This is a genomic window from Brucella haematophila, assembly GCF_005938105.1.
GTDB lineage: Bacteria > Pseudomonadota > Alphaproteobacteria > Rhizobiales > Rhizobiaceae > Brucella > Brucella haematophila.
In genome coordinates this window covers 116,630-143,357 of the sequence record NZ_VCPE01000018.1, presented here as the reverse complement: position 1 = coordinate 143,357, position 26,728 = coordinate 116,630, and the positions used below count along the sequence as shown (strand labels likewise).

Sequence of the window (26,728 nt, the reverse complement as noted above, 5' to 3'; positions counted from 1 at the left end):
CAATATGCGAATAGGTGCGGTCCATGACAGGTTCCTTGCATTCGATAACTCATTGTTATCATTTGCAAGTCGCACTTCAAACTAGAACCCACCTCAAGATCGCATTTAAATTGCATAACGTATATTATGGAACAATCTGGCGTCTGGGTTAGCTACAGTTACACCAGCTAACGGAGCCGTGGATAATTTGCCCGGGTTTCGTCCGTCATGTCAGGATCGGTGTAGACGTCGATGCGTTTGATCAGGTCGCCATCAAATTCATAGACCGTGCAGAACCGGCCCGTATTCCAAGTCTTGCCATTTTGCATCTGGCCCCGTGTCAAACCTTCAACACACACCAACGGACCATCAACAATAAAACGTCGGTGCTCGGCAGGATGGCTCATCGCAGCAACATGTTGCGACATGTCCTGAAAGAATTGCAGCAACTGCGCTTTGCCGTGCACGGTTCCCCATTTCGGAAACGAGAACTGCACGTCGTCAGTCAACAAGGCAAGCGCGTCGCCCTGTGCGTCGCTGACATCCAGAAACTGCTGCGCCAGCCGAATATAATCGTCTCTTGTGCGTTGCTCGCTCATTTGGTTCTCGGTCGCGTCCGTCATAACTACGCTGCCTCGACAAGCGCGTCTATTTGAACACGGGCACGATCCATTGCTACCTGTGCGGCCTGTAGGCCAAAGGCTGTGCCTTCAATCCGGATATGCTCGATATCGGTCAATCCAATGACAGCGAACAGGTGCCTGACATAGCGGGATTGGAAATCGAGTTGCTCAAGATTGCCTTCGGAGAAGGCGCCGCCACTTGTTGTCACGAGATAGATTTTCTTGTCGCTGAGCAAACCTTGCGGACCATGCTCACTGAATTTCACCGTCACGCCGGGCCAGATCACATGGTCAAACCATGCCTTCAACTGCGTCGATGGTGCATAGTTGATCATCGACGAGCCAATGATCACGATATCGGCTTCGAGTAATTCGACGACGAGCGCTTCAGCGAGTTCAACGGCTTTGTCTTCCATCGCATTGCGTTCTTCCGGCGATAGCATCCTGCCGCGCACATAGGCTGGTCCGATATGTGGCAGCGGCTCTGCTGCGAGGTCGCGATATGTAACATCATGGCCGTCTTTGCGTGCCAGTTTATCAGTAAGCTCTCTGGCAAATCTGGTGGATATGGCCCCTTCTCCGTTCGGACTTGATGTGATGAGAAGAATATTCTTCATGAAATTTGCAATCCTGTCTGTATATGTTCAAAAGTGACTTCTCTGTTCGTAAATACAAATTAGAAAGATGCTGATGATGCTGCAAGAAGGCACAGAAATGATACTCGGTTACACGGATTTACCTGACCCCAGTGCAGCGAGATGTCGTTCTGCGCATGAAATGATTGAACGTATGTCCGACAAATGGTCACTGCATGTGATCGGTACACTGCGCAAAGGCCCTTGCCGCTTCAATGAAATTCGCCGAGCCATTGATGGTGTCTCCCAGCGTATGCTGACCCTTACATTACGCGGGCTGGAGCGTGACGGTCTCATCACGCGCACAGTCTTTCCGAGCGTGCCGCCACGGGTCGATTACGAATTGACCAAACTCGGCTTCAGCTTGCTGGATATCGTCGCGGCAGTGATCGGTTGGGCGGATAAAAATCAATCAGCAATTGCCGAGGCGCGGCAGCGCTATGATAAAGCGAATGTGACTGATCTCGCACCCAGACCTATAAATTCCCGCCAGTGATCAGCCGGGTTCGAAGACGGCGATCCGCACGTTATCCCCAGCCATTTCCGTGGTGAAAATTTAGGCGAATCGAGCATCGATTTCATTTCCTCAAACTGACAATTCGAGCGCTCAACTCCCGGAAATTACGGTGATTTTTGACAAAAAATTACACTCGTACAATGCATGTAAGTTGCATGAAAATTAGAATTCCCGTACCCGTTTTCAGGCACAAAACTTGATCCCAATTTTTTGATTATTTGTATTAATTCAATGTGTTGCTAAGTTCGCTTGCATGTGATGCGCTTATCCATAAGATGCAGGACATTTCATTAATTTCAAAGGAGGGGTTCATAAATGTATCGGAAATTTCTACTGACAGGCGTGTGTCTTCTGGCGCTCGCAGGCGCGGCATCTGCCGAGACTGTGCTCAATCGCGGTAACGATACAGATCCGGCAACGCTCGACCATCACCGCACATCCAGCGTTGCCGAAGGCAACGTATTGCGCGACCTCTATGACGGTCTGACCATTCAGGATGCGGACGGCAAGGCAATTCCCGGTGTCGCCAAATCGTGGGATATTTCCGAAGACGGAACCGTCTATACCTTCCATCTGCGCGACAACGCCAAATGGTCTAACGGAGACCCTGTCACTGCAGGTGATTTTCAGTTTACATTCCGTCGTCTGATGGACCCGAAGACAGCAGCCGGTTATGCCAGCATGCTGTTCATCATCAAGAATGCAGAAGACATTGCAGGCGGCAAGAAGCCGGTTGATCAGCTCGGTGTCGAGGCCGTCGACGATCACACGCTGAAGATCAGCCTCAACTCCCCTGCTCCGTATTTCCTTGAGCTTCTGACGCATCAGACCGGCTTTCCGCTGAACGAGAAAAGCGTTGAGGCCAATGGCGACAAGTTCACCACGCCCGGCAAGATGGTGACAAATGGCGCCTATATGCTCGAAAGCTTCACGCCGAACGACAAGATCGTCATGAAGAAGAACCCGTATTATTACGAAGCCGATCAGGTCAAGATCGATACGGTCAACTGGATTCCCTTTGAAGACCGCGCCAGCTGCATGCGCCGCTTTGAGGCCAAGGAAGTGCAGATCTGTTCCGACGTTCCCGCCGAACAGATGGACTATGTGAAGAAAAATCTGGCCAAGGAATTCCGTATGGCGCCTTATCTCGGCGTCTATTATCTGCCGGTCAAAGGCAAGTCAGCCGACAGCAAGCTAAAGGACATCAAGGTGCGTCAGGCGATATCGCTGGCCATCGATCGCGAGTTTCTGGCCGATCAGGTCTGGCAGGGAACCATGCTGCCCGGCTATTCCATGGTGCCGCCCGGTATTGCCAATTATGTAAAGGATGCGCCGAAGCTCGATTATTCCGATGATATGCTGGAGCGCGAAGACAAGGCCAAGGAACTTTTGAAAGAAGCAGGTGTTGAGCCCAACACGCTGTCGATCGAGTTGCTTTACAACACGTCCGAGAACAACAAGAACACCATGGCAGCCATTGCCGACATGCTGGGCAATATCGGCGTGAAGGCTTCGCTGAACGAGACCGAAGGCGCCACCTATTTCAACTTCATGCGTGATGACGGTCCGTTCGATATCGCGCGTGCCGGCTGGATCGGCGATTACAACGATCCGCAGAACTTCCTGTTCATCAGCCAGGGCAATGTCAGCTTCAACTATTCCAAGTGGAAGAATGCTGACTATGACGCGCTGATGGCCAAGGCCGAAAAGACCACCGATCTGGGAGAACGCGCCAAGGTTCTGGGCGAAGCCGAAAAAATCCAGCTCGACGAAGTGGGCAATATTCCAATCCTCTATTATTCGTCGCGTGCGCTCGTTTCCGACAATGTCGCCGGTTGGAACGACAATCTGATGGATAGCCACAAGACGCGCTGGCTATCCCTCAAACAGTAATTTCAGACAGGGCTGCGCTTGACGGCGCGGCCCTATTTTTGTGCGGAGGAGGGCTAGACACCCCTCTCCCGCCAGCCTTTCCGTTTTCGTTCAGCAACAGATGAAAACTGAAAAAAATATTAGAAAAACAATAATCTAAAAGCCCTTAGTGGGATTTGCCCGACAGCTTCGCGCTGTCTGGCAAAGAAGGGACAACGACATGCTGGGCTACACGCTCCGACGATTGGGTAGTGCGATACCCACGATCTTCATTATCGTCACGCTGACATTCTTCCTGATCCGGCTTGCTCCCGGTGGTCCGTTCGACCTTGAGCGCCCCCTCGATCCGCTGATCCTCGCCAATCTCAAGCGCGCCTATAATATGGATGCGCCTCTCTGGCAGCAGTATCTGATGTATCTCGGTAATCTCGTGCAGGGCGATCTCGGCCCGAGCTTCACGCGGCGCGATTTTTCCGTGAACGATTTGTTCGCCTCCGGTCTGCCGGTGTCGATCATGCTCGGCACTCTTGGCCTGACGCTCGCCGCGATCATCGGCACTTTTCTCGGCACGCTCGCCGCGCTGAAGCAGAATTCTGCCGTGGACTATTTCGTTGTGGCGCTCGCGACTTTCGGCATCACAACGCCCAATTTCGTTGTCGCTCCGCTTCTGAGCCTGCTGTTCGGTGTCATTCTGGGTTGGGTTCCGGCAGGCGGCTGGTCATCGGCCAATGTCACTTACTGGATATTGCCGGTGCTGACACTCGCTCTGCCGCAAGTGGGCGTCATTGCGCGTCTGGTGCGAGGTGCCACCATTGAAGCGCTGCGTGCCAATCATGTTCGCACTGCCCGCGCCTATGGTCTGCCAGCCCGTGTCGTGGTTGGCGTGCATGCATTGCGCGCGGCCATGCTGCCGGCTGTTTCCTATCTCGGCCCGACCGCCGCAGCCCTCCTCACTGGCTCTGTCGTGGTCGAAACGATTTTCGGCATTCCGGGCATCGGGCGCTATTTTGTGCAAGGCGCCCTCAGCCGCGACTACACGCTCGTGATGGGCACGGTGGTCGTGATTTCGATCTTCGTCGTGGTGTTCAACCTCATTGTTGATCTTCTTTATGCATGGCTTGATCCGAGGGTTCGCTATGACTGATCTGACCGTACCAACGGAAACCGCCGAATTGAGCATGCCAAGCCGCTCGCTCTGGCAGGATGCCTGGCTGCGCCTGCGCAAGAACAAGGCTGCCGTTGCCAGTGCCATCGTGCTCGCGGTTTTGGCTCTTGCAGGCATTTTCGGGCCGATGCTCAGCCCGCATCCCTATGACAAAATCTATCCGCAGTTCGTGCGCGTTGCGCCAAGCCTCGAAGCTTATCCGCGAGCGGATACAATCCTGCCGGGCCTTGAACGTGAGATGGCACGGGCGCGGTTGAAGGCTTCCGCTGAGCCTGAATTGACCGGCAACAACATCGTTGTCGGCTTCACGGCGCAGCGCCCGACCGACGAGCGTGTTCTCCGTTATTTCCAGCGCTCGGACCTGTTCAGCAATCCGAAGGTGGAACTGGCCGCCGACGGTCTGAGTGGCAAGCTTACGCTTGATGTAACGCGCAATTATTTCCTGCTGGGCACCGATAATCTCGGTCGCGATCTGATGACGCGTATCTTCATCGGCGTACGCATGTCGCTTGCCATCGGCTTGCTGGCGTCCGCGATGTCACTGGTGCTCGGCGTCTCATTCGGCGCTGTTTCCGGCTATCTTGGCGGGCGTATCGACAATGTCATGATGCGGGTTGTCGATATCCTTTATTCGCTGCCCTTCATCTTCTTCGTGATCTTGATGCTGGTCTTCTTCGGGCGGTCGATTTTCATCATCTTTATCGCCATCGGTGCGACGGAATGGCTGGATATGGCGCGTATTGTGCGCGGACAGACATTGAGCCTCAAACGGCAGGAATTCGTGCAAGCGGCAGAAGCGCTTGGCGCGACACGGCGCGGGGTCATTACACGCCATATCATTCCAAATGCGCTTGGTCCGGTAGTCGTTTTCGTCACGTTGCTGGTGCCGAAGGCAATTCTGCTGGAAAGCCTCCTCTCCTTCCTTGGCCTTGGCGTGCAAGACCCCCTCACCTCACTCGGCCTCCTCATAGCGGAAGGCTCAAATAACGTCAGCGGCGCGAGCTGGCAGTTGATCTGGCCCGCCGCAACATTGACCATCATTCTGTTCGCGCTGAACTTCCTAGGCGATGGCCTGCGTGACAGTCTTGACCCGAAGGATCGCTGAGATGACGAAGGAAACCATTCTGAGCGTTCGCGATCTGCGCGTCACCTTTGATACCCATGATGGTCCGGTTCCCGCCGTTCGCGGGATCAATCTCGACGTCAAGGCCGGTGAAACCGTGGCCATCGTTGGTGAATCCGGCTCCGGTAAAAGCCAGACGACCATGGCGCTCATGGGGCTTTTGGCCCGCAACGGCAAGGCAACGGGACAGGCGCTCTATCGCGGCCAAGACCTGATCGGCATGTCCGACAAGGCGCTGAACAATATCCGTGGCGCCAAGATCACCATGATCTTTCAGGAGCCGATGACCTCCCTTGATCCGCTCTATCGCATCGGCGACCAACTGGCCGAGCCATTGCGCTATCACCGTGGCATGAGCAAGAAGCAGGCGCGTCCGCGTATTCTGGAACTGCTGAAACTCGTTGGCATTCCAGAGCCGGAACGCCGCATAGACAGCTATCCCTATGAGCTGTCAGGTGGTCAGCGTCAGCGTGTGATGATCGCCATGGCACTCGCCAACGAGCCGGATATCCTGATCGCCGACGAGCCGACAACGGCGCTTGATGTCACCATTCAGGCGCAGATACTTGATCTCTTGGCCGATCTGCAAGAGCGGCTTGGCATGGCGGTTGTGTTCATCACTCACGACCTGGGCATTGTGCGCCGTTTTGCCGACCGGGTCTATGTGATGCGCTCCGGCGAAGTGGTCGAGAGCAATGAAACGGAGGCCCTTTTTACCGCGCCACAGCATCCCTACACACGCATGTTGCTGGATGCGGAACCGGAAGGCGAAAAGCTGCCGCCGCCGGATGAAGCGCCTGTATTGATCCGCGCCGATAATGTGAAGGTCAACTTCCTGATCCATAAGCCGTGGCTCGGCGCGGCCAACTATATGACCGCCGTGAACAATGTCTCGCTGACGCTCAAGGAAGGCCAGACCATCGGCATTGTCGGAGAATCCGGTTCGGGAAAATCCACACTGGGGCGGGCCATCCTGCGGCTTCTCGATTCGGAAGGCCGTATCGCTTATCTCGGCAAGGAACTGCCGCGCGATCCGCAGACCATGCGTCCCAAACGCCGGGAACTGCAACTGGTCTTTCAGGATCCGTTCGGCTCGCTCAGCCCGCGCATGACGGTGGGGCGCATTATCACCGAGGGATTGCTGATCCACGAACCACAGCTTTCCGCCAGAGAGCGTGACCGCCGGGCGCAGGAAGCGCTGAAAGAGGTCGGTCTGGACCCGTCGATGCGCAATCGCTATCCGCATGAGTTCTCAGGCGGGCAGCGCCAGCGCATCGCCATTGCCCGCACGATGATCCTGAAACCGCGTGTCATCGTGTTGGATGAACCGACCAGTGCGCTTGACCGCTCTGTGCAAAAGCAGATCGTTGCGCTGCTGCGCGATCTGCAAAAGGAACACGGCCTTTCCTACCTGTTCATCAGCCACGACATGGCTGTGGTTCGCGCCGTGTCCGATTATGTGATCGTCATGCGCAATGGCAGGATCGTCGAGCAAGGCGATACCGAGCAAATCTTTGATCATCCCAGAGAGGATTATACGAAGGCCTTGATGGCGGCGGCACTCAGCGAGGAACGCTTCGGCACAGCTGACTGACGAAATCCATACCAAGATGGGAATCAGCAAAGACGGGGCTTCGGCCCCGTTTTTTATTGCCGTTCTTCTTGCTGTTCTCGTGGTCTTGCTCCGAATTAGCGAAGAAATAATTTCGTCAACATTAGGAAATTGCGATCAATAGATTAAGAGCAATTCATAGCGATTTTACAATATATTTTAAAATGACCAATGTGTCTTATTCCTAATATTGCGAAGTAAATTTCGTATTTAAAGTATTAGGATGTAAATGGAAATAATTAATTCTTGAATATATGCGGGGGAAAATTATCAACAATTGAGAGAGGGACTCATGCGGAATTTCCATCCAATCGTTCGATTATTATCCGTTACTATAGTTCTATTTCCATCATCTTCATTTGCGCAGCAAGCAGAGCCAAATCAGGCATTCAAATCTGATGCCGAATATACGGCGAACTGGGGTCTGCCGATGATCAACGCAGCGCCAGCCTATCGGCGCGGCTTTACAGGCAAAGGCATCACTGTGGCCGTGCTAGACACGGGCATTGATATCTACCACCCGGAATTTTCCGGAAAAGTGCATCCCTGGTCGAAAAACTTCGGCACGTTTATGGGTGCTCGTGACGTTCGGGATATCCAGAAAAACGGCACGGTCATAGGACATGGAAGCCATGTGAGCGGCATCATTGCCGCGGCGCGTAATGGCGTCGGCATGCATGGCGTCGCCTATGATTCCCAAATCCTCGCCTTGAGGGCCATCGTGCCAGACCGACAATATGACGCGATCAACAGAGCTTTGCGCTATGCGTCGACGACGAAGGTCAAGGTTCTGAACGGCAGCTATGGCCCGTATGTCTTCCCTACCCCTTACAATAATCCCAATTACCAGCGGCTGAGCTATCAGCCGATCCTGTATGGCGGTTATCTGAAAAATGATTACGAAGCGCTGAAAGCGGCCGCCAAAGCCGATATCGTCATGGTTTTCGCTGCGGGCAATGATTACAAGGTCCAGCCAATTTCGTCAGCGCATCCGAGTGGCAGCGCCCTATTCCCCGCAATAACGCCGCAGAACACAGCCATCGGTAAATACAAGTTCGTGGATGGCCGTCAGCGCGATCTCGACATGAACAACCCCAATACGTTTCGCCTGCTGGCACCAAGCGATCCGGCGGTGGCCAATCTCGACTTTTCGGATCTGAAGGGTTCCATCATCGCCGTCGTTTCCGTCGGTCCAAACAAACAGATAGCCAGCTATAGCAATCGCTGCGGTATCGCAGCCGAGTGGTGCATGGCGGCGCCCGGTGGCGATAATGGCGGCCCGATTTACTCGACCTATCCCGGGGGGCGTTATCAATATATGCAAGGCACATCGATGGCCTCGCCGCATGTGGCGGGCGCTGCTGCCGTCGTACGGCAAGCCTTTCCCTATATGAATGCGCGGCAGACCATCGAAACCCTGCTGACCACTGCCACCAATATCGGCCCCACCGAAATTTACGGTCAGGGCTTGTTGAACCTCGGCGCTGCCGTCAACGGACCGATGAAGTTTCGTTATGCGGAAGGTTTCGACGTCGACACACAGGGCTATTCATCAACCTGGTCCAATCCCATTTCCGGTATTGGCGGCCTGATCAAGCGCGGCGTTGGCGAATTGCGCCTCACCGGTGACAACAGCTTTACCGGTAACTCAGCAGTCGTCGGCGGCACACTGATCTTTGATGGCGACAATGCCACATCTGTTCGTGTGGCCAGAGCAGGACGGTTAAGTGGTGTCGGCAGCGTCAACTCGGTGACCAATGAAACGGGTGGCGTTGTTGCTCCGGGTGAAAACGGAATTGGCACACTGACCATCAAAGGCAACTACATCGGCAAAGGCGGCACAGTCGAGATTGCAACGGGGCTCGGTGCCGATAACAACCGCACAAGCCACCTTGTTATCAGGGGCGACAGTTCCGGCAGCAGCCAGTTGCGGCTCGTTTCCTATGGCCAGTCCAGCGCGCAGATAGCAGACGACACCAGGATTATCGAGGTTGCAGGCAATCCCGCAGGCACATTTGCACTCGCGGGCGACTATACAACGGAAGACGGCGAAGCCGCGGTCGTCGGCGGCGTCTATGCCTATGAGATCACCGCCGCCGCCGATCAGTCAGCAGAATCCGCGTCGCCTGTGGAGCCTGAAATGCAGCCTTCCACGACAGCGGCGAACAGTGTGGCCTTGTCTGGTGACGGTGGCTTTTATCTCCGCAACACGGCTGCGAATGGCGAGACACGCTACAATCCGTCCATGCCGATCTATGAAGGCTATGCACGCAATATGCAGGCATTGAACCAGATGCCAAGCTTGCAACAACGTGTGGGCAATCGATACTGGAACGATAATAGCTTGCCGAGCGAAGATGTTAAGGACGGTCATGCGACGCCGGGACAGGATATCGCCATTGACAAGCACGGTGTCTGGGGTCGTATCGAAGGGACGCACAGCAAATTTGCGGCTGGCGGCTCCACCGCTGGCGTGACGCAGGATATTGGCGTTTTCGTCATGCAGGCTGGTATCGATGCATTGTTTCAGGAAAGCCAATCCGGTCGCCTGATCGGCAGCTTCACCGCGCAATATGGCAAAGCCAGCAGTGATATTTCGTCCTTCAGCGGTGACGGCACCATCGATACCGATGGCTGGGGATTGGGCGGCGCACTCACCTGGTACGGCAATAATGGCTATTACCTCGACGGACAGCTTCAGCTGACCTGGTATGACAGCAAGCTGGTTTCCGACACGCTCGAAAAATCACTGGCCGATGGCAATAAGGGCTTTGGCTATGGCCTTAGCCTCGAAGGCGGACGCCGTATCGAATTCGACGGGCATTGGTCGATCACGCCACAAGCGCAGCTCGTCTGGTCGTCGGTGGATTTTGACAGCTTCCATGATGTTGCGGGTGTACCCGTCGATCTACGCAATGGCGATAGCCTCAATGCCCGCATCGGGCTGGCGGCGGAATATCGCAATGCATGGCGCGATGGCTACAACCGGTTGACCCAGACCAACCTTTATCTCGCCGCCAATCTCTATCAGGAGTTCATGGACGACTATAAGATCAGAGCTGGCGGCGTTGATTTCAAAAGTGGAAACGACAAGACCTGGGGCGGCATCGGCGCTGGCGGAACCTATGCCTGGGCCGACGGAAAATATGCTGTTTTCGGTGAAGGCATGGTCAAGACCAGCTTCGAGGATTTCGGCGATAATTACAGCCTCAAGGGATCGCTCGGTTTCAAAGTGAACTGGTAGTCTTACGGCCTGACAATCGGAAGGCCCCGCAAGGGGCCTTTTGCGCAGCAAAGCAGTTTAAAAGCAGAATTCGGGACGTTTCCGCGCTGCTTTGTGTTAAAAAGCCTTATGAGAGATTTGTTCGAAAAGCTTGAACCTGTTGAGATTCTTGCGCCCGGTGCAGTGCTTTTGCGCGGCTTTGCATTGCCAGATGAAGACGCAATTCTGAAATCCGTTGCGGAGCTCAGTACTGCCGCGCCATTCCGGCACATGGTAACACCCGGCGGTTATCGCATGTCGGTCGCCATGACCAATTGCGGACAGGCAGGCTGGGTGACCGATAAAAGCGGATATCGATACAGCCCAGAAGACCCTGAAACCGGGAACCGCTGGCCCATCATGCCAGATGCCTTTCGCAATCTTGCGGAAAACGCCGCAAAGCAGGCCGGATATGCTGCGTTTTCACCCGATGCCTGCCTGATCAACCGGTATGAGCCTGGTGCAAAACTGTCCCTGCATCAGGATAAGGACGAACGTGATTTCACCAATCCGATCGTGTCCGTTTCGCTCGGCCTCCCGGCGACCTTCCAGTTCGGCGGCCTGAAGCGCAGCGACCCGATCACCAAATACCCCTTGCAGCACGGCGACGTGGTTGTCTGGGGCGGACCCTCGCGGCTTTACCATCACGGCATACTGGCGTTGAAAGATGGCGAACACGACAAGGTTGGTCGTGTTCGCCTCAATCTGACATTCCGAAAGGCGCTTTGAGCCTTAATTCAAGGCCTGCTGGCGCGTTTCGACATTGATCAGGAACGCGATGACGCCTGCCAGTGCAAGAAGCCCGGCAAACATGGCCACAGCCACATTGAAGCTTTGACTGATGACGATAGCCAGAGCTGATGGTGCCAAAAGGCCGCCGAGGCGCGCCATGGCACCTGCTGCGCCCATGCCGCTTGCACGCAGGGCTGTCGGATAAAGCTCCGGCGTGAAGGCATAAAGTGCCCCCCATGTACCCAGCAGCGCGAAGCTCATAATGAGGATCGACGCGCCAACCACAGCCGAACTATCCGCAATCGTAAACAGGGCACAGGCCGCAGCGCTGATGAACAGGAAGCTGATCAGTGTCTTGCGACGACCCCATGTTTCAACGCCATAGGCCGCGAGTGCGTAGCCCGGCAATTGCGCCAGCGCCACCACGACCAGAAAGCCATAGCCGCGCACGAAACCGAAGCCGTCTCCCGCGAGCTTTGCCGGTATCCAGGTGAAGATGCCATAATAGGAAACGGAAACGAGAAACCAGATTGCCAGCGTCGCAAGCGTGCGCTGGCGCAGCTTTGGCGACAAAAGCCGTTCATCCGTCACGAGAAGCGGTGCTTCGAGACGAGCCTTCGGCGGCAGTTCAGCCTTGCCATTCCGACGCAGAACACGGTTCATGACCGCTTTCGCTTCGTCGGCGCGACCGGATTTCAGAAGATGCATTGGCGATTCCGGCACCCAAAGGCGCAGCCAGATACCGATGAGCGCAGGCGCTGCCGTAACAACGAAAATATAGCGCCACGCATCCTCGACGCCGGCAAGACTTGCTGCCCATGCAGCAAGCGCGATGACGACAGTGCCCACCGCCCAGAAACCTTCGAGCATAACCAGCCAGCGACCCCGGTTCTTCGACGGCAGAAACTCGGCCATCATGGCATAATCGACAGGTAGCGTTCCGCCGACGGCCACGCCGGTCAGAAAACGCAAGACCAGCAACACTTCGAAACCCGGCGCAAAGGCCGACAACAGACCGAACACGGCATCGCAGGCGACCGTGACGAGCAAAACGCGGCGGCGGCCATATCGATCAGCGAGCCTGCCGAAAACGGCGGCGCCGATCAACATGCCGAAGAAGAAAAGCGTGCCGGTCTGCAAGGCTTGAGGCACGGTCAGCCCGAAAGTCTTCGCAATGGAGGCAGCCGTAAAGCCGACTGCCAGAACTTGCATGGCGTCCGCGGCCCAGACGAGGCCGAAAACGCCGAGCAAACCACGCTGGAATGCGCCCGTTCCCGCCTGATCGAGCGATTGTTCGATGGTGATCTTCATGCCGTTTTATGTCCCTCTCCGGCCGAATAAATTCCGTGCATTTACAGCGCTGTGCATATGGGCGTGTCAATCGCTGTTTTCTGAAACTGCACCACCTTTTGCCTGCAAATAGATCCACAGGCTTTCGGCACGCGGGGAAAGCGGGGCGTCGTGACGGTATATCCGAATTTCGGTTGTCAGATCCCAGTGTGGGTCGACCGAGGCAGGAACCATATCGCCGCGGCTGATTTCGTCGCGCACCAGACTTTCCGGCAGCCAGGCCATGCCCCACCCGGCCTGAACCATAGCCTTGAGGCCGATGGACATCGTGTTCTCATGCACGACCTTGCGCGCGAAATTCGGACCGGACATAAATTTCTGCGCCAAAGCCGCACCGAAGAACGAAAAATCGCCATAGCTGAGATAGGGCAGCGGAGCGCCGGTCTCGATGGCGTGATCCAGCAAGGGCCCGTCGTCGGAGGGCAATGAGACGGGGATGAGCCGCTCCGTGCCCAGAACGATGGACGGAAACCGTTCCCGATCGATCAGGATCGGCACCGAGGGATGCGCATAGGTCAGGAAGAAATCGACCTCGCCTTCGGTCAGTGTGGCAATATTATCTTCGAACCCACCGCGATCCGGCGCGAGATGGGAGTGAATATTGCCGATGGCAGCGTCGATCCCCTTCAGCCATTGCGGGAAGAATGTCACGGTCAGCGTATGCAGGGCGGAAAACTTCAACGCTGGGTTTTGCCCCTGCCGGTTTGGCTGAAGACTTTTGCGCGTGGCGTAAAACTGCCTGACCGTGTCCTCGGCGACGGGGAGAAACGTTTTTCCCTCACGGGTCAGTTGCGCGGGAAAAGTGGCGCGGTTGACGAGCGTCACCCCCAGCCAGACTTCAAGCTGCTTGATACGCCGTGAAAACGCCGACTGCGTGACGTGGCGCGTCTCAGCAGCTCTTGAGAAGCTCGATGTCGAAGCGAGCGCGATGAAGTCTTCCAGCCATTTGAGTTCCATAAGCGCTCCTTAGGGGAGTAGGGGAATAAGGCAGTAAGGGAATAGGTGAAACAGGGGGATAACATCGCATGTTCGCGCGCCGAACATACTGCCATACTCCCTTATTCCCCTACTCCCTTCCGCCTTATGCATTTTCTGCATAGTTATTGCAAAACATAGCATTGGCCAGTCAAATTCTTTTTTCCTACCGTCCTCTCGATCAAGAAATGCACATGCCGAGGACGTATTTTGGCCAGAGTAATTTATTTGAACGGAGCCTTCGTTGACGAAAGCGAAGCGAAGGTTTCGGTGTTCGACCGCGGCTTTTTGTTTGGCGACGGAATCTACGAAGTCAGCGCCGTGATCGATGGCCGTCTGGTCGACAATGAACTCCATCTCGCCCGACTGGAGCGCTCGGTCAAAGAGATCGATATTGCCCTGCCCGTCTCGCTTGACGATATTCGCAAGGCGCAGATCGAACTCATCCGCCGCAACACGCTTCATGAAGGCGTGGTCTATATGCAGGTGACGCGTGGCGAAGCTGACCGTGATTTCGTCTATGCAAGTGATATCAAGCCAAATCTGGTGATGTTCACGCAGGCCAAAAATCTGGCCAATGCACCGTCAGTGGTGAATGGCGTCCGCGTCGACGTCACACCAGATACGCGCTGGGCGCGCCGCGATATCAAAACCGTCATGCTGCTGGCGCAGGTGCTGGCCAAGAAACAGGCCAAGAGCAAAGGCTTTCACGAAGTCTGGCTGGTGGAAGACGGTTTCGTCACCGAAGGCGCATCATCGACCGCCTTCATCATCTCGCACGACAATGTGCTGGTCGCACGTCCCAATTCAAATGCCATCTTGCCCGGCTGTACCCGCCGGGCGGTGCTGAAAATCGCCGAAGAGCAGAACCTCAAAATCGAGGAACGGCTGTTCACGGTGGAAGAAGCCAAGGCCGCGAAAGAGGCCTTTCTCACGAGCGCATCGAGCTTCGTGACGCCGATCATCGGCATTCAGGATCACACCATCGGCGATGGCAAGCCGGGTCCGCATACACGCCGTTTGCAGGAAATCTACATGGATCTCGCCCGCACGGGCGCAGAAGCAGTTCTCTAACCCAAAAGAAAGCAAGAGGGGAATATGACAATAAAAAACCTTTTAAAGACAGCAGCCTATAGCGCATTGTTCGCAAGCGTCGCCGCAGTGGCAGGCGCAGGCAGCGCATCCGCCGCAACCGAAGGCTATGGCGATTGCCCGCTGATCGGCGACAAGGGATCGGCCACCATCACCCCGGCTGTACCGGGTCAGTTCACGGTCATCATCAACCTGCCTGCCCTTGGTCAGTTCAACGGTGACACGCCGGAAACGATCAAGGACGGTTATGAATTCTGCATGGCCGTCAACATCGCGCACCGCCTTGGCCTTGAAAAGGTGAAGCTGGTCAACGCTTCGTTCGACTCCATCGTGGCTGGCCAGAACAAGGATTACGACATCGCGCTGGCGCTGATCTCCGTCACCGAACCGCGCAAGAAGGTCGTGGATTTCTCAACGCCTTACATGTCTTCCGCTTATGGCGTTGCAGCCCGCGCCGACAAGCCGGTCACGGAAGCCGAAATGAAGACGGTGAAGGTCGGCACGCAGGCCGGTACGACGCTGGTTCCTTTTGCACAGGAAACGCTGAACGTCGCGCATCTCGACGTTTTCGATGACACCGCATCGATGTTCACCGCCCTTGCTGCTGGCAAGGTCAACGCGGTGATGACCGACCTGTCAATCGTTCTCGGTCAGGTGAAAAACTCCAACGGCAAGCTGGCCGTTGTCGGTCAGTACGAATCCGGCGGCCAGACCGCAGGCATCTATCCGAAGGGTTCGGAAAGCAAGAAGGTCATCGATCAGTTGATCGCCGACATGGAAAAAGACGGAACCCTGAAGAAGCTGGAAACAGCCTATCTTCTGCCATCGTGGGGCACTTCGCCATCCGACGTTCCTGTCTGGAAGCCATGATCTGACGGTTTTCCGGACTGCGGTTAGCATGGCTGCCGCAGCCCGGAATCCCGATTTTGACACCGTGGCAGCAGCACCCATAGCAGGCGCGCAGCCACCTTGCCTCAGCGAGAATATCTATGTCCCAACCGGCACCGGCTGCCAGCGTCGAGCGCGCGCGGCAATGGCGCAGTCGTAACAAGGTTCGTACCCATAGCGGTCGATCCTTGTTCGCATTCGCCTTTTCGTTCATTACCCTTCTGGCCTCAATTCAGACCGTCTACAGCGTGACCAGCTATACGATCGCGCAGGGCTGGCTTGCGACGCCTGTTCTCACCATCGGATGGGCGCTGCTGTTGGCTCCGCTTGCCGTTCTATGGTTTGCATGGCGCAGTGTGCAGCTTTCCAGTCAGGCCGGGAAAAGCGCTGACATCTACGTTGGTCGGGAATTGGGCGCACGCGCATCCGATGTGTCCTGGCAGGCGATTTCTTATGCCGTTGCGGTGCTGATCATCTGTGCTGGCGCTTGGTTCATGATCGTCAATGACGCTGCGGTCAGCCGCACCTTCTTCGACGTCAATTTGATTGCGAAATCGTCGGGCACGGTGCTCAAGGCTTTTGGCACCAACATCATCATCTTCTTTGTCGCCGCCATTTTGATCCTGATCTGGGCGCTGGTGATTGCGATTGCACGCACGCTTCCGGGCAAGGCTGGCAAGCCGATCCGGCTGCTTGCGACCTTCTACAGCGATCTGTTTCGCGGTCTGCCTGCCATTATCACGATCTATCTCATCGGTTTTGGCCTGCCCTTGACCGGCCTGCCGATCCTGAAAGATCTGTCTTCCAACGCTTATGCGATCATCGCACTCACGCTGACTTATGGTGCCTATACGTCGGAAGTCTATCGTGCAGGCATCGAAAGCGTGCATCCAAGCCAGATCGCAGCAGCACGCTCGCTCGGCCTGTCCTATGTCCGCACCATGCGTTATGTCGTCGTACCGCTTGCCGTGCGCGGCATCATTCCACCGCTGATGAATAACTGCATCAGCTTGCAGAAAGACACGGCGCTTGTCGCGATCATCGGCACCATTGACGCCTTCAACCAGTCGAAGATCATCGCGGCCAATTATTTCAACCTGTCGGCTGTCACGACGGTCGCCATCCTGTTCATCCTGATCACCATTCCGCAGGCCCGTTTCGTTGATCGTCTGATCGAACGGGATCGTCGGAAAATGCGTTCGAGCATGTGAGGAGTACGGATATGGCTCTCGTTGAAATCGACAAGGCAATCAAACGCTATGGGTCGCTGGAGGTTCTGTCTGGCATCAGCCTCGACATTGAAGAACATCAGGTCGTCTGCCTGATCGGCCCTTCCGGTTGCGGTAAGTCTACACTTCTGCGCTGCATCAACCGGCTCGAAACTATCGATGAAGGCGAAATCCGCCTCCATGGCGACCGCGTGACTGGTCCGGGCGTTGATCTTGACGTTCTGCGCCGCGAAATCGGCATTGTGTTTCAGGGATATAACCTGTTCCCACATATGACCGTGATGGAAAACGTCACATTGGGTCCAACAAAAGTGCTGGGCATGCCTGCCAGAGAAGCGCAGGAAAAAGGTCTCGCCCTTCTGGCCCGTATCGGGCTTGACCACAAGGCGAAGGAATATCCAGACCGGCTTTCCGGCGGCCAGCAGCAGCGCGTTGCCATCGTGCGCGCGTTAATGATGGACCCGACACTGCTGCTTCTGGACGAGATTACCTCGGCGCTCGATCCGGAACTGGTGTCGGAAGTGCTCGATATCGTGCGCGATCTGGCGACCAAGGGCATGACCATGGTGCTGGCCACACATGAAATGGGGTTTGCACGCGAGGTTGCAGACAAGGTCTGTTTCCTGCAAAACGGCAAGGTCTATGAGGAAGGCCCGCCTTCACAAATCTTCGGCAATCCGCAAGGCGAGCGCACGCAAGCCTTTCTCAAGCGTATTATCGAAGCCGGACGTCTGTGACCCTTTGGTCTTACTAAGAACGGAACTATGAAATGACTGCAACCGCGCGCGACTTCGGCATCATCTGTGGCATCATGCCGACCGGCAGCAAGAATGCCATTACCGATGTGCCGGGCGTGCGGGTCGGTCACCACACCCTGCGCGATGGCGACATCAACACAGGTGTAACCGCCATTCTCCCCCATGATGGCAATCTCTATCGGCGCAAGGTGCTGGCCGCCTGCGATGTGATCAACGGGTTTGGCAAAAGCACAGGCTTGGTTCAGATTGAAGAACTCGGCACGCTGGAAACACCGATCCTGCTGACGAACACTTTTGGCGTTGGCACCTGTGCCAACGCCCTCATCCGTGAGGCGATTGCGGGCAACCCTGATATTGGCCGCACAACGGCGACCGTCAATCCGGTGGTACTGGAATGCAATGACGGGCCATTGAACGACATTCAGGCTATGGCCGTGACCGAAGATCACGCACGCCTGGCATTGGGTGCGGCTGGCGAAGATGTTGCCCAGGGCAATGTGGGCGCCGGAACCGGCATGAGCTGTTTCGGCTTCAAGGGCGGTATCGGCACATCATCCCGGCAATTCGAACTGGATGGTAAAACCTGTCATATTGGCATTCTGGCACTGACCAATTTCGGGCGCGCAGGCGATCTTGTCCTTCCCGACGGTCGCCGCCCCTCACCCAAGGCCGAAGCACAACCGGAAAAAGGTTCGGTCATTCTCGTACTTGCAACCGATGTGCCCATGGAACACCGGCAGCTCAAGCGTGTCACGCGCCGTTGCGGTGCAGGTCTGGCGCGGCTTGGTGCATTCTGGGGACACGGCAGCGGCGACATCGCTGTCGGCTTTTCAACGGCAGTGACATTCGACCACGACGAACAGCGCGATTTCGTTGCAATAACAACGCTCAATGAAGACCGTATCGATACGCTGTTTCGCGCAGCGGCCGAAGCAACACAGGAAGCTGCGCTGAATTCCATGTGCGCAGCCGAAGCTATGCGCGGTCGCGCAGCCCGCCGCCGTTCATTGGCCGACTGGCTTGCCGCAAACGCCGTTTAATCCGATCGCCGCTCCATTGAATCTGCGCGTTTGAGTGCCTCAAAACAATGAGTAGCAAGTTCTTGTCATTGTAATCATATCGCTATTATCATATTTCTCATTCGTTATTTTAAATAATAAATTTAGAAATTATTGGATCGAGAATTTTAAATCTTTATTTCTTCCCACGGATTTAGAATATTTAATCAACTGTATTATAAAAAAATTTAATTGTATCTATTTTTATTTAATTGAAATCGAGAATATGGAATTAAGTTTTCAATAGTTTGAGATTATTTATTTTAGGAAATATTCAAATTACCAAAATTCCGGTATGTGCGGTTTTGTTGCTTCTACCTTTTGGTTCCGGATGTGTTGCAGTCGGACCGGATTACCGCTCGCCTGTAATCCATACGCCGCTTGCATGGAATAGTAAGGTCAGCATCGCCGCTCCACGCCTTGCAGACTGGTGGAAAAATCTCGGCGATCCGGTACTCGATAAGCTTATTGCTGATGGTATTGAAGGCAGCCCCGATGTTGCAACGGCAAAAGCCAAAGTGCGTCAGACGCGCGCCAGCTATGCGGCCGTGGGCGGCGAGCTTTACCCTCAACTAAAGGGAACCGTTGATTTCAAACGTTCCGGCGGCAGTTCAGACAGCGCCAATACCGCGTCAAATGCCAGCTTATCCCCATCATGGGAACTCGATTTGTTCGGCGCTAACCGGCGTGGTGTCGAGGCAGCTTACTACAAACAGGAATCTGCCAATGAGCTACTGCGCGGAGCATTGGTCAGTTTGATTGGAGATATCGCGACCAATTATGTCCGGCTGCGTGGTGCGCAGGCGCAGATTGCTGTCACAGAGCGCAATGCAGTTTCTCAACGCCGGACAGTTGCCCTCACCCGCACACAGCTTGAAGCTGGAAACATATCACAAGTCGATCTGCTGACAGCGCAAACCGAGGTGGCGACCACCGAGGCCGAAATTCCTCGGCTGCGAATTCAATATGCAGAGTATCTGAACACGCTATCCGTCCTCACTGGGCGCTCCTCGCTGGCATTGGCTGCTGTGCTTGATAAGCCTCGCCCCCTGCCGCTGGCACCCCGCAGGGTGTCTGCCGGATTACCCGCAAACCTGCTGTTAAGCCGCCCGGATATCCGCGCTGCGGAGCGGGATTATGCTACCTTTACGGCCCAGATAGGTCAGATGCAGGCCGCGCTATACCCCAAGATTTCTCTTGTCGGAACCATCAATACAAATGGTGCAAACTTCGGTGATTTTGCCCGGCTTTCAACTATCGGCTGGTCATTCGGCCCCAATATTACAGTCCCCCTTTTTCAAGGTGGCAAGCTCCTTGCTGATATCGATGGAGCACGCGCATCACGCGACGAAGCCTTCATCAAATATCGGCAGGTAATTTTGACCGGCTTGAGTGAGGTTGAAAATGCCAGTGTCGCATTCAATCAGAACCGTCTGCGCATTGCGCAACTGGAAAAGATTGTTCGCGACCGCCGAAAGATCAACGAGCTGACACTCGATCAGTTCAAGGCTGGTTCCAAGAATTTCCTCGATGTTCTTACCGCTCAACGCGGATTGCGAACCCAGGAAAGCGCTCTGTCGCAAGCCCGTGTGGAGATCATCCTCAATTACGTCGCCCTGCAAAAGGCATTGGGTGGCGGCTGGAACGGCAGGATCGACGTCGAAAAACCTGAAGTCGTGGATGGCTTTACGGGTCCTCATTTCGTGAAGCCTTTCACACCAGCCACCGATCCGACCCGCCCCGTGAGGTCACAATGAATTCCTTGAAATCCGTAATGAAACAACGTTTTCGCAAACGTTGGCTGGCACTGCTCGTTGCACTGATTTTGGCCATGGGCGTGACATTCAACTATTGGAATAAGCAGGAACCGATTCCCGCACTGACAACCGTTCAACCCGGCGACATTGAAAGTTCTGTGCTGGCATCTGGCACGTTGCGACCGAAAAAACTGGTCGCCATTGGCGCTCAGGTCACGGGCCGAATAGTCTCGCTCAAGGTACAAACCGGTCAGCATGTAAAAGAGGGCGATGTCATAGCGCTCATCGATGCGACCAACCAGCAAAACGAACTCGACAAGGCGCAGGCGACATTGCGCCAGAACGAAGCCACCCGCGATCAAAACCTCGCCGATCTGGAATTGGCAAAATTGAATCTCGTTCGCAATCAGACGATGATTGGCAAAAACGCGGTCGCTCGGTCCGAGTACGACAAAGCCGTTGCGGAGATGAAAAAGCAACAGGCACAGCTGGCCAACACAGAAGCGAGCATTGCCGCATCCAGGGTGGGTGTCCGCATCGCCGAAACCAATTTGGCTTACACCCGCATCACTGCTCCAATCGACGGCACTATTCTTTCAATCGTCGCGCAGGAAGGTCAGAACGTCAACGCTCAACAGACCGTGCCGACAATCGCAATCCTCGGTCAGGTCGCCACGATGACAGTGGAAGCCGATATTTCCGAAGCTGATATCACAGACGTGCATAAAGGCCTGCCGCTCTACTTCACCATTTCCGGTCGAAATTCGAAGCGTTACGAGGCGCAACTTGAAAAAATCGAGCCAGCGCCTGATTCCGTCGTCAGCGATAAAAGTTTTGGCTCCAGCAGCGGTATAACTGCGACCGGCAGTGTTACGGCCTCAGCCGTTTATTACAAAGGCAAATTCACTATTCCCAACCCGGACGGTTTGCTTCGCACCTATATGACGGCGGAGATTCATATCGTTCTGGCAAAAGCCAGGGATGTGTTGCTTGCTCCGGTATCGGCGCTGAAATCAGTTGGTGATACTGACGCGGGCGCTCCCGGAGAAGCGACTGTCCGCGTCCTGACAGAATATGGAAGGTTGGAAGATCGCACGGTGAAAACAGGCATCACCGACAAGATCAACACGGAAATTCGCTCTGGATTGCAGGAAGGCGACAAGATCGTTACCGACAATCAGGAGACTGCTGAGACGGACAACGGTGCGTGACATGAGCGATACGCCGCTGATCCTGTTGAAATCTGTGTCACGTCACTATCCATCCGGTGATGACTTCACCACGGTCCTGCGCAATGTCGACCTCACCATTCAGCGCGGCGAAATGGTGGCGATTGTTGGTGCATCCGGTTCCGGCAAGTCCACGCTGATGAATATTCTGGGTTGCCTGGATCGTCCATCGGAGGGGCAGTATCTGATTTCAGGACGTTCGACCGCCGAACTCTCGGCAGATGAACTGGCGCAACTGCGGCGCGAGCATTTCGGCTTTATCTTCCAGCGTTATCATTTGATGAACGAGCTGGACGCCGTCGGCAATGTGGAAATACCTGCCACTTATGCCGGACAAGCGCGTGACGTGCGACGCAAACGAGCGTTTGATATTTTACAACGGCTTGGCATGGGTGGACGCACACACCATCGCCCCAACCAGCTGTCCGGCGGCCAGCAGCAGCGTGTTTCGATAGCGCGCGCGCTCATCAACGATGCCGATGTCATTCTTGCCGACGAGCCGACCGGTGCGCTTGACAGTCACAGCGGCGAAGAAGTGCTCGGCATTCTTCAGGAACTGAACCGCGAAGGCCGCACGATCATCATTGTCACACATGATCGCGCCGTGGCGGCACGGGCAAATCGCATCATCGAAATCCGCGACGGCGAAATCATAGCCGATGCCTCTCGTGATGACAGCGCAGACATCGAAAACGCCCATATTCCGGTTCCCTCAAAAGGGGAAAAGGTACAATTATTCAGTAATATGCGCGATCGCTTTAAAGAGGCTTTCGCAATGGCGTTGCGCTCCATGAATGCGCACCGCATGCGGACATTCCTTACTATGCTGGGGATCATCATTGGAACGGCATCGGTTGTCTGCGTCACAGCGCTTGGGCAAGGCTCGCAACAGCGCATTCTCGAACAGATCAGCACCCTTGGCACGAACACGCTCTATATCGGACCAGGAACCGGCTTTGGTGACCTGAAGGCCACTCTTGTGACCACGCTGACCATCGACGATTCAAACGCACTGGCCAAACTGCCCTATGTCGTCGCCGCAACGCCCGAAAGTTCCACAACCGGAACGGTTCATGTCGGCAACAAGGAAGTCAGTATTACGGTCAACGGCGTAAGCGAGCAATATTTCACCGCGGTTAAGAGCAAACTGGTCGAGGGGCATTTCTTTGACAGAAAGAGCGTCGATAATCTCGCGCAGGATGCCGTGATTGATGCAAACACCAAGAAGGGCCTGTTCCCGAACGAAAATGGATATGTCGTCGGCAGAATCTTGTTTTTGAAGCAGATCCCCGTGCGTATTGTTGGCGTCATCAAAGCGGATGAGCAAGGTATGGCGAGCGCAAGCAGGCTCGATCTCTTTTTGCCCTATACGACAGTGCAAACGCGCATGACTGGCTCACGCTCCCTGCAATCGATAGCCGTCCGCATTCGCGATACGATGGATCCAGCGGTAGCCGAAAAGATGGTGACCGCATTTCTGACCCGACGCCACGGTCAGAAGGACTTCTTCATCTTCAACACTGATACATTGCAAAAGACCATAGAAGCGACGACAAACATGCTGGCCCTGCTCGTTGCGAGCATCGCCGGTATTTCGCTGTTCGTCGGAGGAATCGGCGTGATGAACATCATGCTGGTTGCGGTTTCCGAAAGAATCAACGAGATCGGCGTGCGCATGGCCGTTGGCGCGCGACAGAGCGATATCCTGCAACAGTTTCTCATCGAATCCGTACTCGTCTGTTTGATCGGTGGTGTGTTGGGGGTGCTGGTCGCAGGCGGATTCGGCCTGCTGTTTGCGCAATTCAGCACGAAGTTTCAGCTCATCTACTCGCCAGCGTCCATCGTGATAGCGCTGCTTTGCTCAAGCGTCATAGGCATCGGCTTCGGCTTCATGCCTGCCCGCAACGCCTCCCGACTCGATCCCGTCGTGGCGCTGGCCCGTGACTGATGTACCCGATGAATATCGGATTTCCGGGCTGCACTCTTTAAGAGAATAATAAAATTCAACAACCAATGCGCGCCATACTAATGCTAATAAATTGGATCATAAATAGCATATAACATTCTGAATAAACTTGACTATATGCGAGCATAATCGAGAAGAAACCGAGCCCAAACTGGCAAACGGGCGAACGGTACCTGTCAGAATTTTCTGGCTAGAGGCGAAATTATGAAGGGGGTTGTTAACCTTCATTTTTTATTACTTGGGCTCATTCAGGCGACAGTATCTATGGTTCAGGTATCATGCGTAATTTGAGAGAAAATTTCCCCCATTCCAACGGAAATCGTACAGAGAACGCTTCGGACCCAAAGCCCCAGCGTAGCCCGTCGGATGCGCATAATCCGACAGATGACGGTGCCTGGAAAATCCATTTTTCCTTGGGCGAAAATGTCCGTTTCACCCGTACGCCGGAAGTGGAACTGATGCGCCGTCGCGGCGAGGATTTGCCGGACGTTAATGCACGTCCACAGGTTCAGCCTGTTGTGGAAGCGCCGGAAGCCATTGTGGAGAAGGTGGCTGAAGCCCAGCCAATGGCGGTCGCTGCACTCCAGCAGAGCGTTTCGCTCGGCATGGTGCAGCCGCCAGTCGTTCCGGTACCGCCTGCCCTGCCCGTCATGCCTGCTGCGATTGCGACGCCGGTCGTTCATGTTGTGCCCGAGCCAGTGGTCGTGCAGACAGTTGTTGCGCCGGCAGCAGAGGTTACGACTTCTGCGCTCGCCTATATTTCAGACTTCGCGTTCTGGGAAGGTTGCGACGTCGAGGCGAGTCTTGCTCCGACTATGCCGGTTGTTGCCGCAGTGCCTGCCGCTTCCAAAAAGCCCGCACCGACTGTTGAATCCATTCTGGCGCAGTTCCGCATTCGTGAATGGAACAGCCAGCCGGAAGAAACACCCGTTGCAGTCGTAGCGCCGCAGCCAGTGGCTGAAGTTCCGGCTCCTCAGCCCATTGCAACACCAGAACCTGTCGCCGTTGCTCCCGTTGCTCCAGCCATTGCGCTGGTGGCGAAGGCCAAGGCAATCGCACCGAAGAAGGTTGAAGCTGCGCCACAGATTGCGGAGGTTGCCGAAGTTTCCGGTGAAGCGACTGAAGACGATGTCGTGCTTGCCGTAGTGGAAGCCGAAGAGCACAGCGCTGCAGAAATCGAAGTGCCTGCCCCTGTCGTTGCAACTCCCGCTCCGGCAAAAGCTGCTCCGTCGATCGCTCTCTATCAGCCTCAACCCCTCCCCCGTGCAGAAGCGCCGGTGATCCATGGCGAATATGAATTCCCGCCGCGCGATCTCCTGCAGATGCCGCCTGCGCTTGATGGCAATGTCATCACGCAGGAAATGCTGGAGCGCAGTGCAGGTCTGCTGGAAAGCGTGTTGGAAGATTTTGGCGTGCGCGGCGAAATCATCCATGTGCGTCCCGGTCCGGTCGTCACGCTCTATGAGTTCGAGCCTGCTCCGGGTGTGAAGTCCTCGCGTGTCATCGGTCTTGCGGACGATATCGCTCGCTCCATGTCGGCACTTTCCGCCCGCGTTGCCGTCGTGCCCGGTCGCAATGTCATCGGTATCGAACTGCCGAATGCAAATCGCGAGACCGTCTATCTGCGGGAGATGATTGACTCCCGCACCTTCGAAGCATCGAATTATCGCCTGCCGCTTTGCCTCGGCAAAGGCATCGGTGGCGAACCGATCATTGCTGAACTTGCCAAGATGCCTCACCTGCTGGTGGCTGGCACCACGGGTTCGGGCAAGTCGGTTGCGATCAACACCATGATCCTGTCGCTGCTCTATCGGTTCAAGCCGGAAGAATGCCGCCTGATCATGGTCGATCCGAAGATGCTGGAACTGTCGATTTATGACGGCATTCCGCACCTGCTTACCCCGGTCGTGACCGACCCGAAAAAGGCTGTCGTTGCCTTGAAATGGGCCGTACGCGAGATGGAAGAGCGCTATCGAAAGATGGCCCGGCTCGGTGTGCGCAATATCGAAGGTTTCAATGCCCGCGCGGCTTCCGCCAAGGGCAAGGGCGAAACCGTCATGTGCACCGTGCAGGCAGGTTTCGACAAGGAAACCGGCGAGCCGACCTATATTCAGGAAGAACTCGACCTGACGCCAATGCCTTACATCGTGGTCATCATTGACGAGATGGCCGACCTGATGATGGTGGCAGGCAAGGATATCGAAGGAGCCGTGCAGCGTCTGGCGCAGATGGCACGCGCCGCCGGTATTCACCTGATCATGGCAACCCAGCGTCCGAGCGTCGATGTTATCACCGGCACGATCAAGGCCAACTTCCCGACCCGCATTTCCTTCCAGGTCACGTCGAAAATCGACAGCCGCACGATCCTGGGTGAGATGGGCGCCGAACAACTGCTCGGTCAGGGCGACATGCTGCATATGGCCGGTGGCGGTCGCATCGTCCGCGTCCATGGACCGTTCGTCTCGGACGAGGAAGTGGAACAGGTTGTCAATCATCTGAAGGAACAGGGCCGCCCGGATTATCTGGCAACCGTGACGGAAGATGAGGAAGCCGAAGAAGAAACCGCAGATGCCGCCGTCTTCGACGCGACGTCTATGGGCTCGGAAGATGGTGACGACGTCTACGATCAGGCGGTCAAGGTGGTGCTGCGCGACAAGAAGTGCTCCACCTCCTACATCCAGCGCCGTCTCGGCATCGGATACAACCGCGCCGCATCGCTTGTCGAGCGCATGGAGAAGGAAGGATTGGTTGGTCCGGCGAACCACGTCGGCAAGCGTGAAATCCTGACCGGGAATCGCGACTGATTTAATCGATATAACTACTTAAAAGGCCGGGTTGCGAAAGCGACTCGGCTTTTTTGCGGCCAATCTCAAGCAGTTGAGTGCTGTTGCAAGAATGTCCTTGTC

20 protein-coding genes are annotated in these 26,728 nt (G+C 55.4%); 16 read left to right on the top strand and 4 right to left on the bottom strand.

Translation table 11 applies throughout. From position 1 onward, the window contains the following. Positions 1-167: 167 nt before the first annotated feature. Both FGI60_RS21845 and FGI60_RS21840 read right to left on the bottom strand, forming a co-directional pair. Positions 168-578 carry a nuclear transport factor 2 family protein gene (locus FGI60_RS21845; RefSeq protein WP_171058829.1) on the bottom strand — a complete coding sequence of 137 codons (411 nt, stop codon included), beginning with the start codon at positions 576-578 and terminating at the stop codon, positions 168-170. A gap of 26 nt (positions 579-604) precedes the next feature. After that, entirely contained in the window at positions 605-1,219 is a 615-nt protein-coding gene (locus FGI60_RS21840; RefSeq protein ID WP_138786958.1) for an FMN-dependent NADH-azoreductase, read from the bottom strand. Between the two features lie 73 nt (positions 1,220-1,292). On the opposite strand from FGI60_RS21840, the gene FGI60_RS21835 reads away from it, so the two are divergent. The 7 genes from FGI60_RS21835 (at position 1,293) to alkB (ending at position 11,517) form a co-directional block, all read left to right on the top strand. Beyond that, the gene (locus FGI60_RS21835; protein WP_235889894.1) at positions 1,293-1,733 is read left to right on the top strand and encodes a winged helix-turn-helix transcriptional regulator; all 441 of its coding nucleotides are present in this window, start codon (positions 1,293-1,295) and stop codon (positions 1,731-1,733) included. A gap of 336 nt (positions 1,734-2,069) precedes the next feature. Continuing rightward, positions 2,070-3,647 carry a peptide ABC transporter substrate-binding protein gene (locus FGI60_RS21830; RefSeq protein WP_138786957.1) on the top strand — a complete coding sequence of 526 codons (1,578 nt, stop codon included), beginning with the start codon at positions 2,070-2,072 and terminating at the stop codon, positions 3,645-3,647. Positions 3,648-3,846: 199 nt separating this feature from the next. Continuing rightward, complete coding sequence (locus FGI60_RS21825) at positions 3,847-4,770, top strand: ABC transporter permease subunit (RefSeq protein WP_138786956.1); 924 nt, start codon at positions 3,847-3,849, stop codon at positions 4,768-4,770. Beyond that, complete coding sequence (locus FGI60_RS21820) at positions 4,763-5,896, top strand: ABC transporter permease (protein WP_138786955.1); 1,134 nt, start codon at positions 4,763-4,765, stop codon at positions 5,894-5,896. The genes FGI60_RS21825 and FGI60_RS21820 overlap by 8 nt, the downstream gene beginning before the upstream one ends. 1 nt (position 5,897) lies before the next feature. Next, entirely contained in the window at positions 5,898-7,508 is a 1,611-nt protein-coding gene (locus FGI60_RS21815; RefSeq protein WP_138786954.1) for an ABC transporter ATP-binding protein, read from the top strand. Between the two features lie 448 nt (positions 7,509-7,956). Then, positions 7,957-10,770, top strand: coding sequence for an autotransporter outer membrane beta-barrel domain-containing protein (locus FGI60_RS21810; protein ID WP_171058828.1), 2,814 nt, complete (start codon positions 7,957-7,959; stop codon positions 10,768-10,770). A 108-nt stretch (positions 10,771-10,878) separates the two neighbouring features. Continuing rightward, positions 10,879-11,517: a DNA oxidative demethylase AlkB gene (gene alkB / locus FGI60_RS21805; RefSeq protein WP_138786952.1), complete on the top strand. Its 639-nt coding sequence runs from the start codon at positions 10,879-10,881 to the stop codon at positions 11,515-11,517. 3 nt (positions 11,518-11,520) lie between these two features. On the opposite strand, the gene FGI60_RS21800 is transcribed toward alkB, so the two are convergent. Further along, entirely contained in the window at positions 11,521-12,831 is a 1,311-nt protein-coding gene (locus FGI60_RS21800) for an MFS transporter (RefSeq protein ID WP_138786951.1), read from the bottom strand. Between the two features lie 66 nt (positions 12,832-12,897). Continuing rightward, positions 12,898-13,827 carry a LysR family transcriptional regulator gene (locus FGI60_RS21795; RefSeq protein WP_138786950.1) on the bottom strand — a complete coding sequence of 310 codons (930 nt, stop codon included), beginning with the start codon at positions 13,825-13,827 and terminating at the stop codon, positions 12,898-12,900. A gap of 228 nt (positions 13,828-14,055) precedes the next feature. On the opposite strand from FGI60_RS21795, the gene FGI60_RS21790 reads away from it, so the two are divergent. The 9 genes from FGI60_RS21790 to FGI60_RS21750 all read left to right on the top strand — a co-directional run bounded on the left by FGI60_RS21790 (position 14,056) and on the right by FGI60_RS21750 (position 26,626). Then, entirely contained in the window at positions 14,056-14,919 is an 864-nt protein-coding gene (locus FGI60_RS21790; RefSeq protein WP_138786949.1) for a D-amino-acid transaminase, read from the top strand. Between the two features lie 24 nt (positions 14,920-14,943). Then, the gene (locus FGI60_RS21785; RefSeq protein ID WP_138786948.1) at positions 14,944-15,807 is read left to right on the top strand and encodes an ABC transporter substrate-binding protein; all 864 of its coding nucleotides are present in this window, start codon (positions 14,944-14,946) and stop codon (positions 15,805-15,807) included. A 119-nt stretch (positions 15,808-15,926) separates the two neighbouring features. Beyond that, a complete protein-coding gene (locus tag FGI60_RS21780; protein WP_138786947.1) occupies positions 15,927-17,036 on the top strand; it encodes an amino acid ABC transporter permease in 1,110 nt (369 codons plus the stop codon). An 11-nt stretch (positions 17,037-17,047) separates the two neighbouring features. Further along, entirely contained in the window at positions 17,048-17,791 is a 744-nt protein-coding gene (locus tag FGI60_RS21775; protein WP_078336990.1) for an amino acid ABC transporter ATP-binding protein, read from the top strand. Between the two features lie 32 nt (positions 17,792-17,823). Next, entirely contained in the window at positions 17,824-18,852 is a 1,029-nt protein-coding gene (locus FGI60_RS21770; RefSeq protein WP_138786946.1) for a DmpA family aminopeptidase, read from the top strand. A gap of 266 nt (positions 18,853-19,118) precedes the next feature. Continuing rightward, positions 19,119-20,627 (top strand): efflux transporter outer membrane subunit, encoded by a 1,509-nt coding sequence (locus tag FGI60_RS21765; RefSeq protein WP_235889893.1) that lies wholly within the window; start codon positions 19,119-19,121, stop codon positions 20,625-20,627. A 17-nt stretch (positions 20,628-20,644) separates the two neighbouring features. Further along, entirely contained in the window at positions 20,645-21,838 is a 1,194-nt protein-coding gene (locus FGI60_RS21760; protein ID WP_235889892.1) for an efflux RND transporter periplasmic adaptor subunit, read from the top strand. Between the two features lies 1 nt (position 21,839). Next, positions 21,840-23,804 carry a MacB family efflux pump subunit gene (locus FGI60_RS21755; RefSeq protein WP_138786945.1) on the top strand — a complete coding sequence of 655 codons (1,965 nt, stop codon included), beginning with the start codon at positions 21,840-21,842 and terminating at the stop codon, positions 23,802-23,804. Positions 23,805-24,100: 296 nt separating this feature from the next. Next, the gene (locus tag FGI60_RS21750; RefSeq protein ID WP_138786944.1) at positions 24,101-26,626 is read left to right on the top strand and encodes a DNA translocase FtsK; all 2,526 of its coding nucleotides are present in this window, start codon (positions 24,101-24,103) and stop codon (positions 26,624-26,626) included. Positions 26,627-26,728 lie beyond the last annotated feature (102 nt).

What these genes read in the sequence shown, in the direction of transcription:
- FGI60_RS21845 (WP_171058829.1), bottom strand. Translation starts at nt 578, where the DNA reads ATGAGCGAGCAACGCACAAGAGACGATTATATTCGGCTGGCGCAGCAG.
- FGI60_RS21840 (WP_138786958.1), bottom strand. Translation starts at nt 1,219, where the DNA reads ATGAAGAATATTCTTCTCATCACATCAAGTCCGAACGGAGAAGGGGCC.
- FGI60_RS21835 (WP_235889894.1), top strand. Translation starts at nt 1,293, where the DNA reads ATGATGCTGCAAGAAGGCACAGAAATGATACTCGGTTACACGGATTTA.
- FGI60_RS21830 (WP_138786957.1), top strand. Translation starts at nt 2,070, where the DNA reads ATGTATCGGAAATTTCTACTGACAGGCGTGTGTCTTCTGGCGCTCGCA.
- FGI60_RS21825 (WP_138786956.1), top strand. Translation starts at nt 3,847, where the DNA reads ATGCTGGGCTACACGCTCCGACGATTGGGTAGTGCGATACCCACGATC.
- FGI60_RS21820 (WP_138786955.1), top strand. Translation starts at nt 4,763, where the DNA reads ATGACTGATCTGACCGTACCAACGGAAACCGCCGAATTGAGCATGCCA.
- FGI60_RS21815 (WP_138786954.1), top strand. Translation starts at nt 5,898, where the DNA reads ATGACGAAGGAAACCATTCTGAGCGTTCGCGATCTGCGCGTCACCTTT.
- FGI60_RS21810 (WP_171058828.1), top strand. Translation starts at nt 7,957, where the DNA reads ATGATCAACGCAGCGCCAGCCTATCGGCGCGGCTTTACAGGCAAAGGC.
- alkB (WP_138786952.1), top strand. Translation starts at nt 10,879, where the DNA reads ATGAGAGATTTGTTCGAAAAGCTTGAACCTGTTGAGATTCTTGCGCCC.
- FGI60_RS21800 (WP_138786951.1), bottom strand. Translation starts at nt 12,831, where the DNA reads ATGAAGATCACCATCGAACAATCGCTCGATCAGGCGGGAACGGGCGCA.
- FGI60_RS21795 (WP_138786950.1), bottom strand. Translation starts at nt 13,827, where the DNA reads ATGGAACTCAAATGGCTGGAAGACTTCATCGCGCTCGCTTCGACATCG.
- FGI60_RS21785 (WP_138786948.1), top strand. Translation starts at nt 14,944, where the DNA reads ATGACAATAAAAAACCTTTTAAAGACAGCAGCCTATAGCGCATTGTTC.
- FGI60_RS21780 (WP_138786947.1), top strand. Translation starts at nt 15,927, where the DNA reads ATGTCCCAACCGGCACCGGCTGCCAGCGTCGAGCGCGCGCGGCAATGG.
- FGI60_RS21775 (WP_078336990.1), top strand. Translation starts at nt 17,048, where the DNA reads ATGGCTCTCGTTGAAATCGACAAGGCAATCAAACGCTATGGGTCGCTG.
- FGI60_RS21770 (WP_138786946.1), top strand. Translation starts at nt 17,824, where the DNA reads ATGACTGCAACCGCGCGCGACTTCGGCATCATCTGTGGCATCATGCCG.
- FGI60_RS21760 (WP_235889892.1), top strand. Translation starts at nt 20,645, where the DNA reads ATGAAACAACGTTTTCGCAAACGTTGGCTGGCACTGCTCGTTGCACTG.
- FGI60_RS21755 (WP_138786945.1), top strand. Translation starts at nt 21,840, where the DNA reads ATGAGCGATACGCCGCTGATCCTGTTGAAATCTGTGTCACGTCACTAT.
- FGI60_RS21750 (WP_138786944.1), top strand. Translation starts at nt 24,101, where the DNA reads ATGCGTAATTTGAGAGAAAATTTCCCCCATTCCAACGGAAATCGTACA.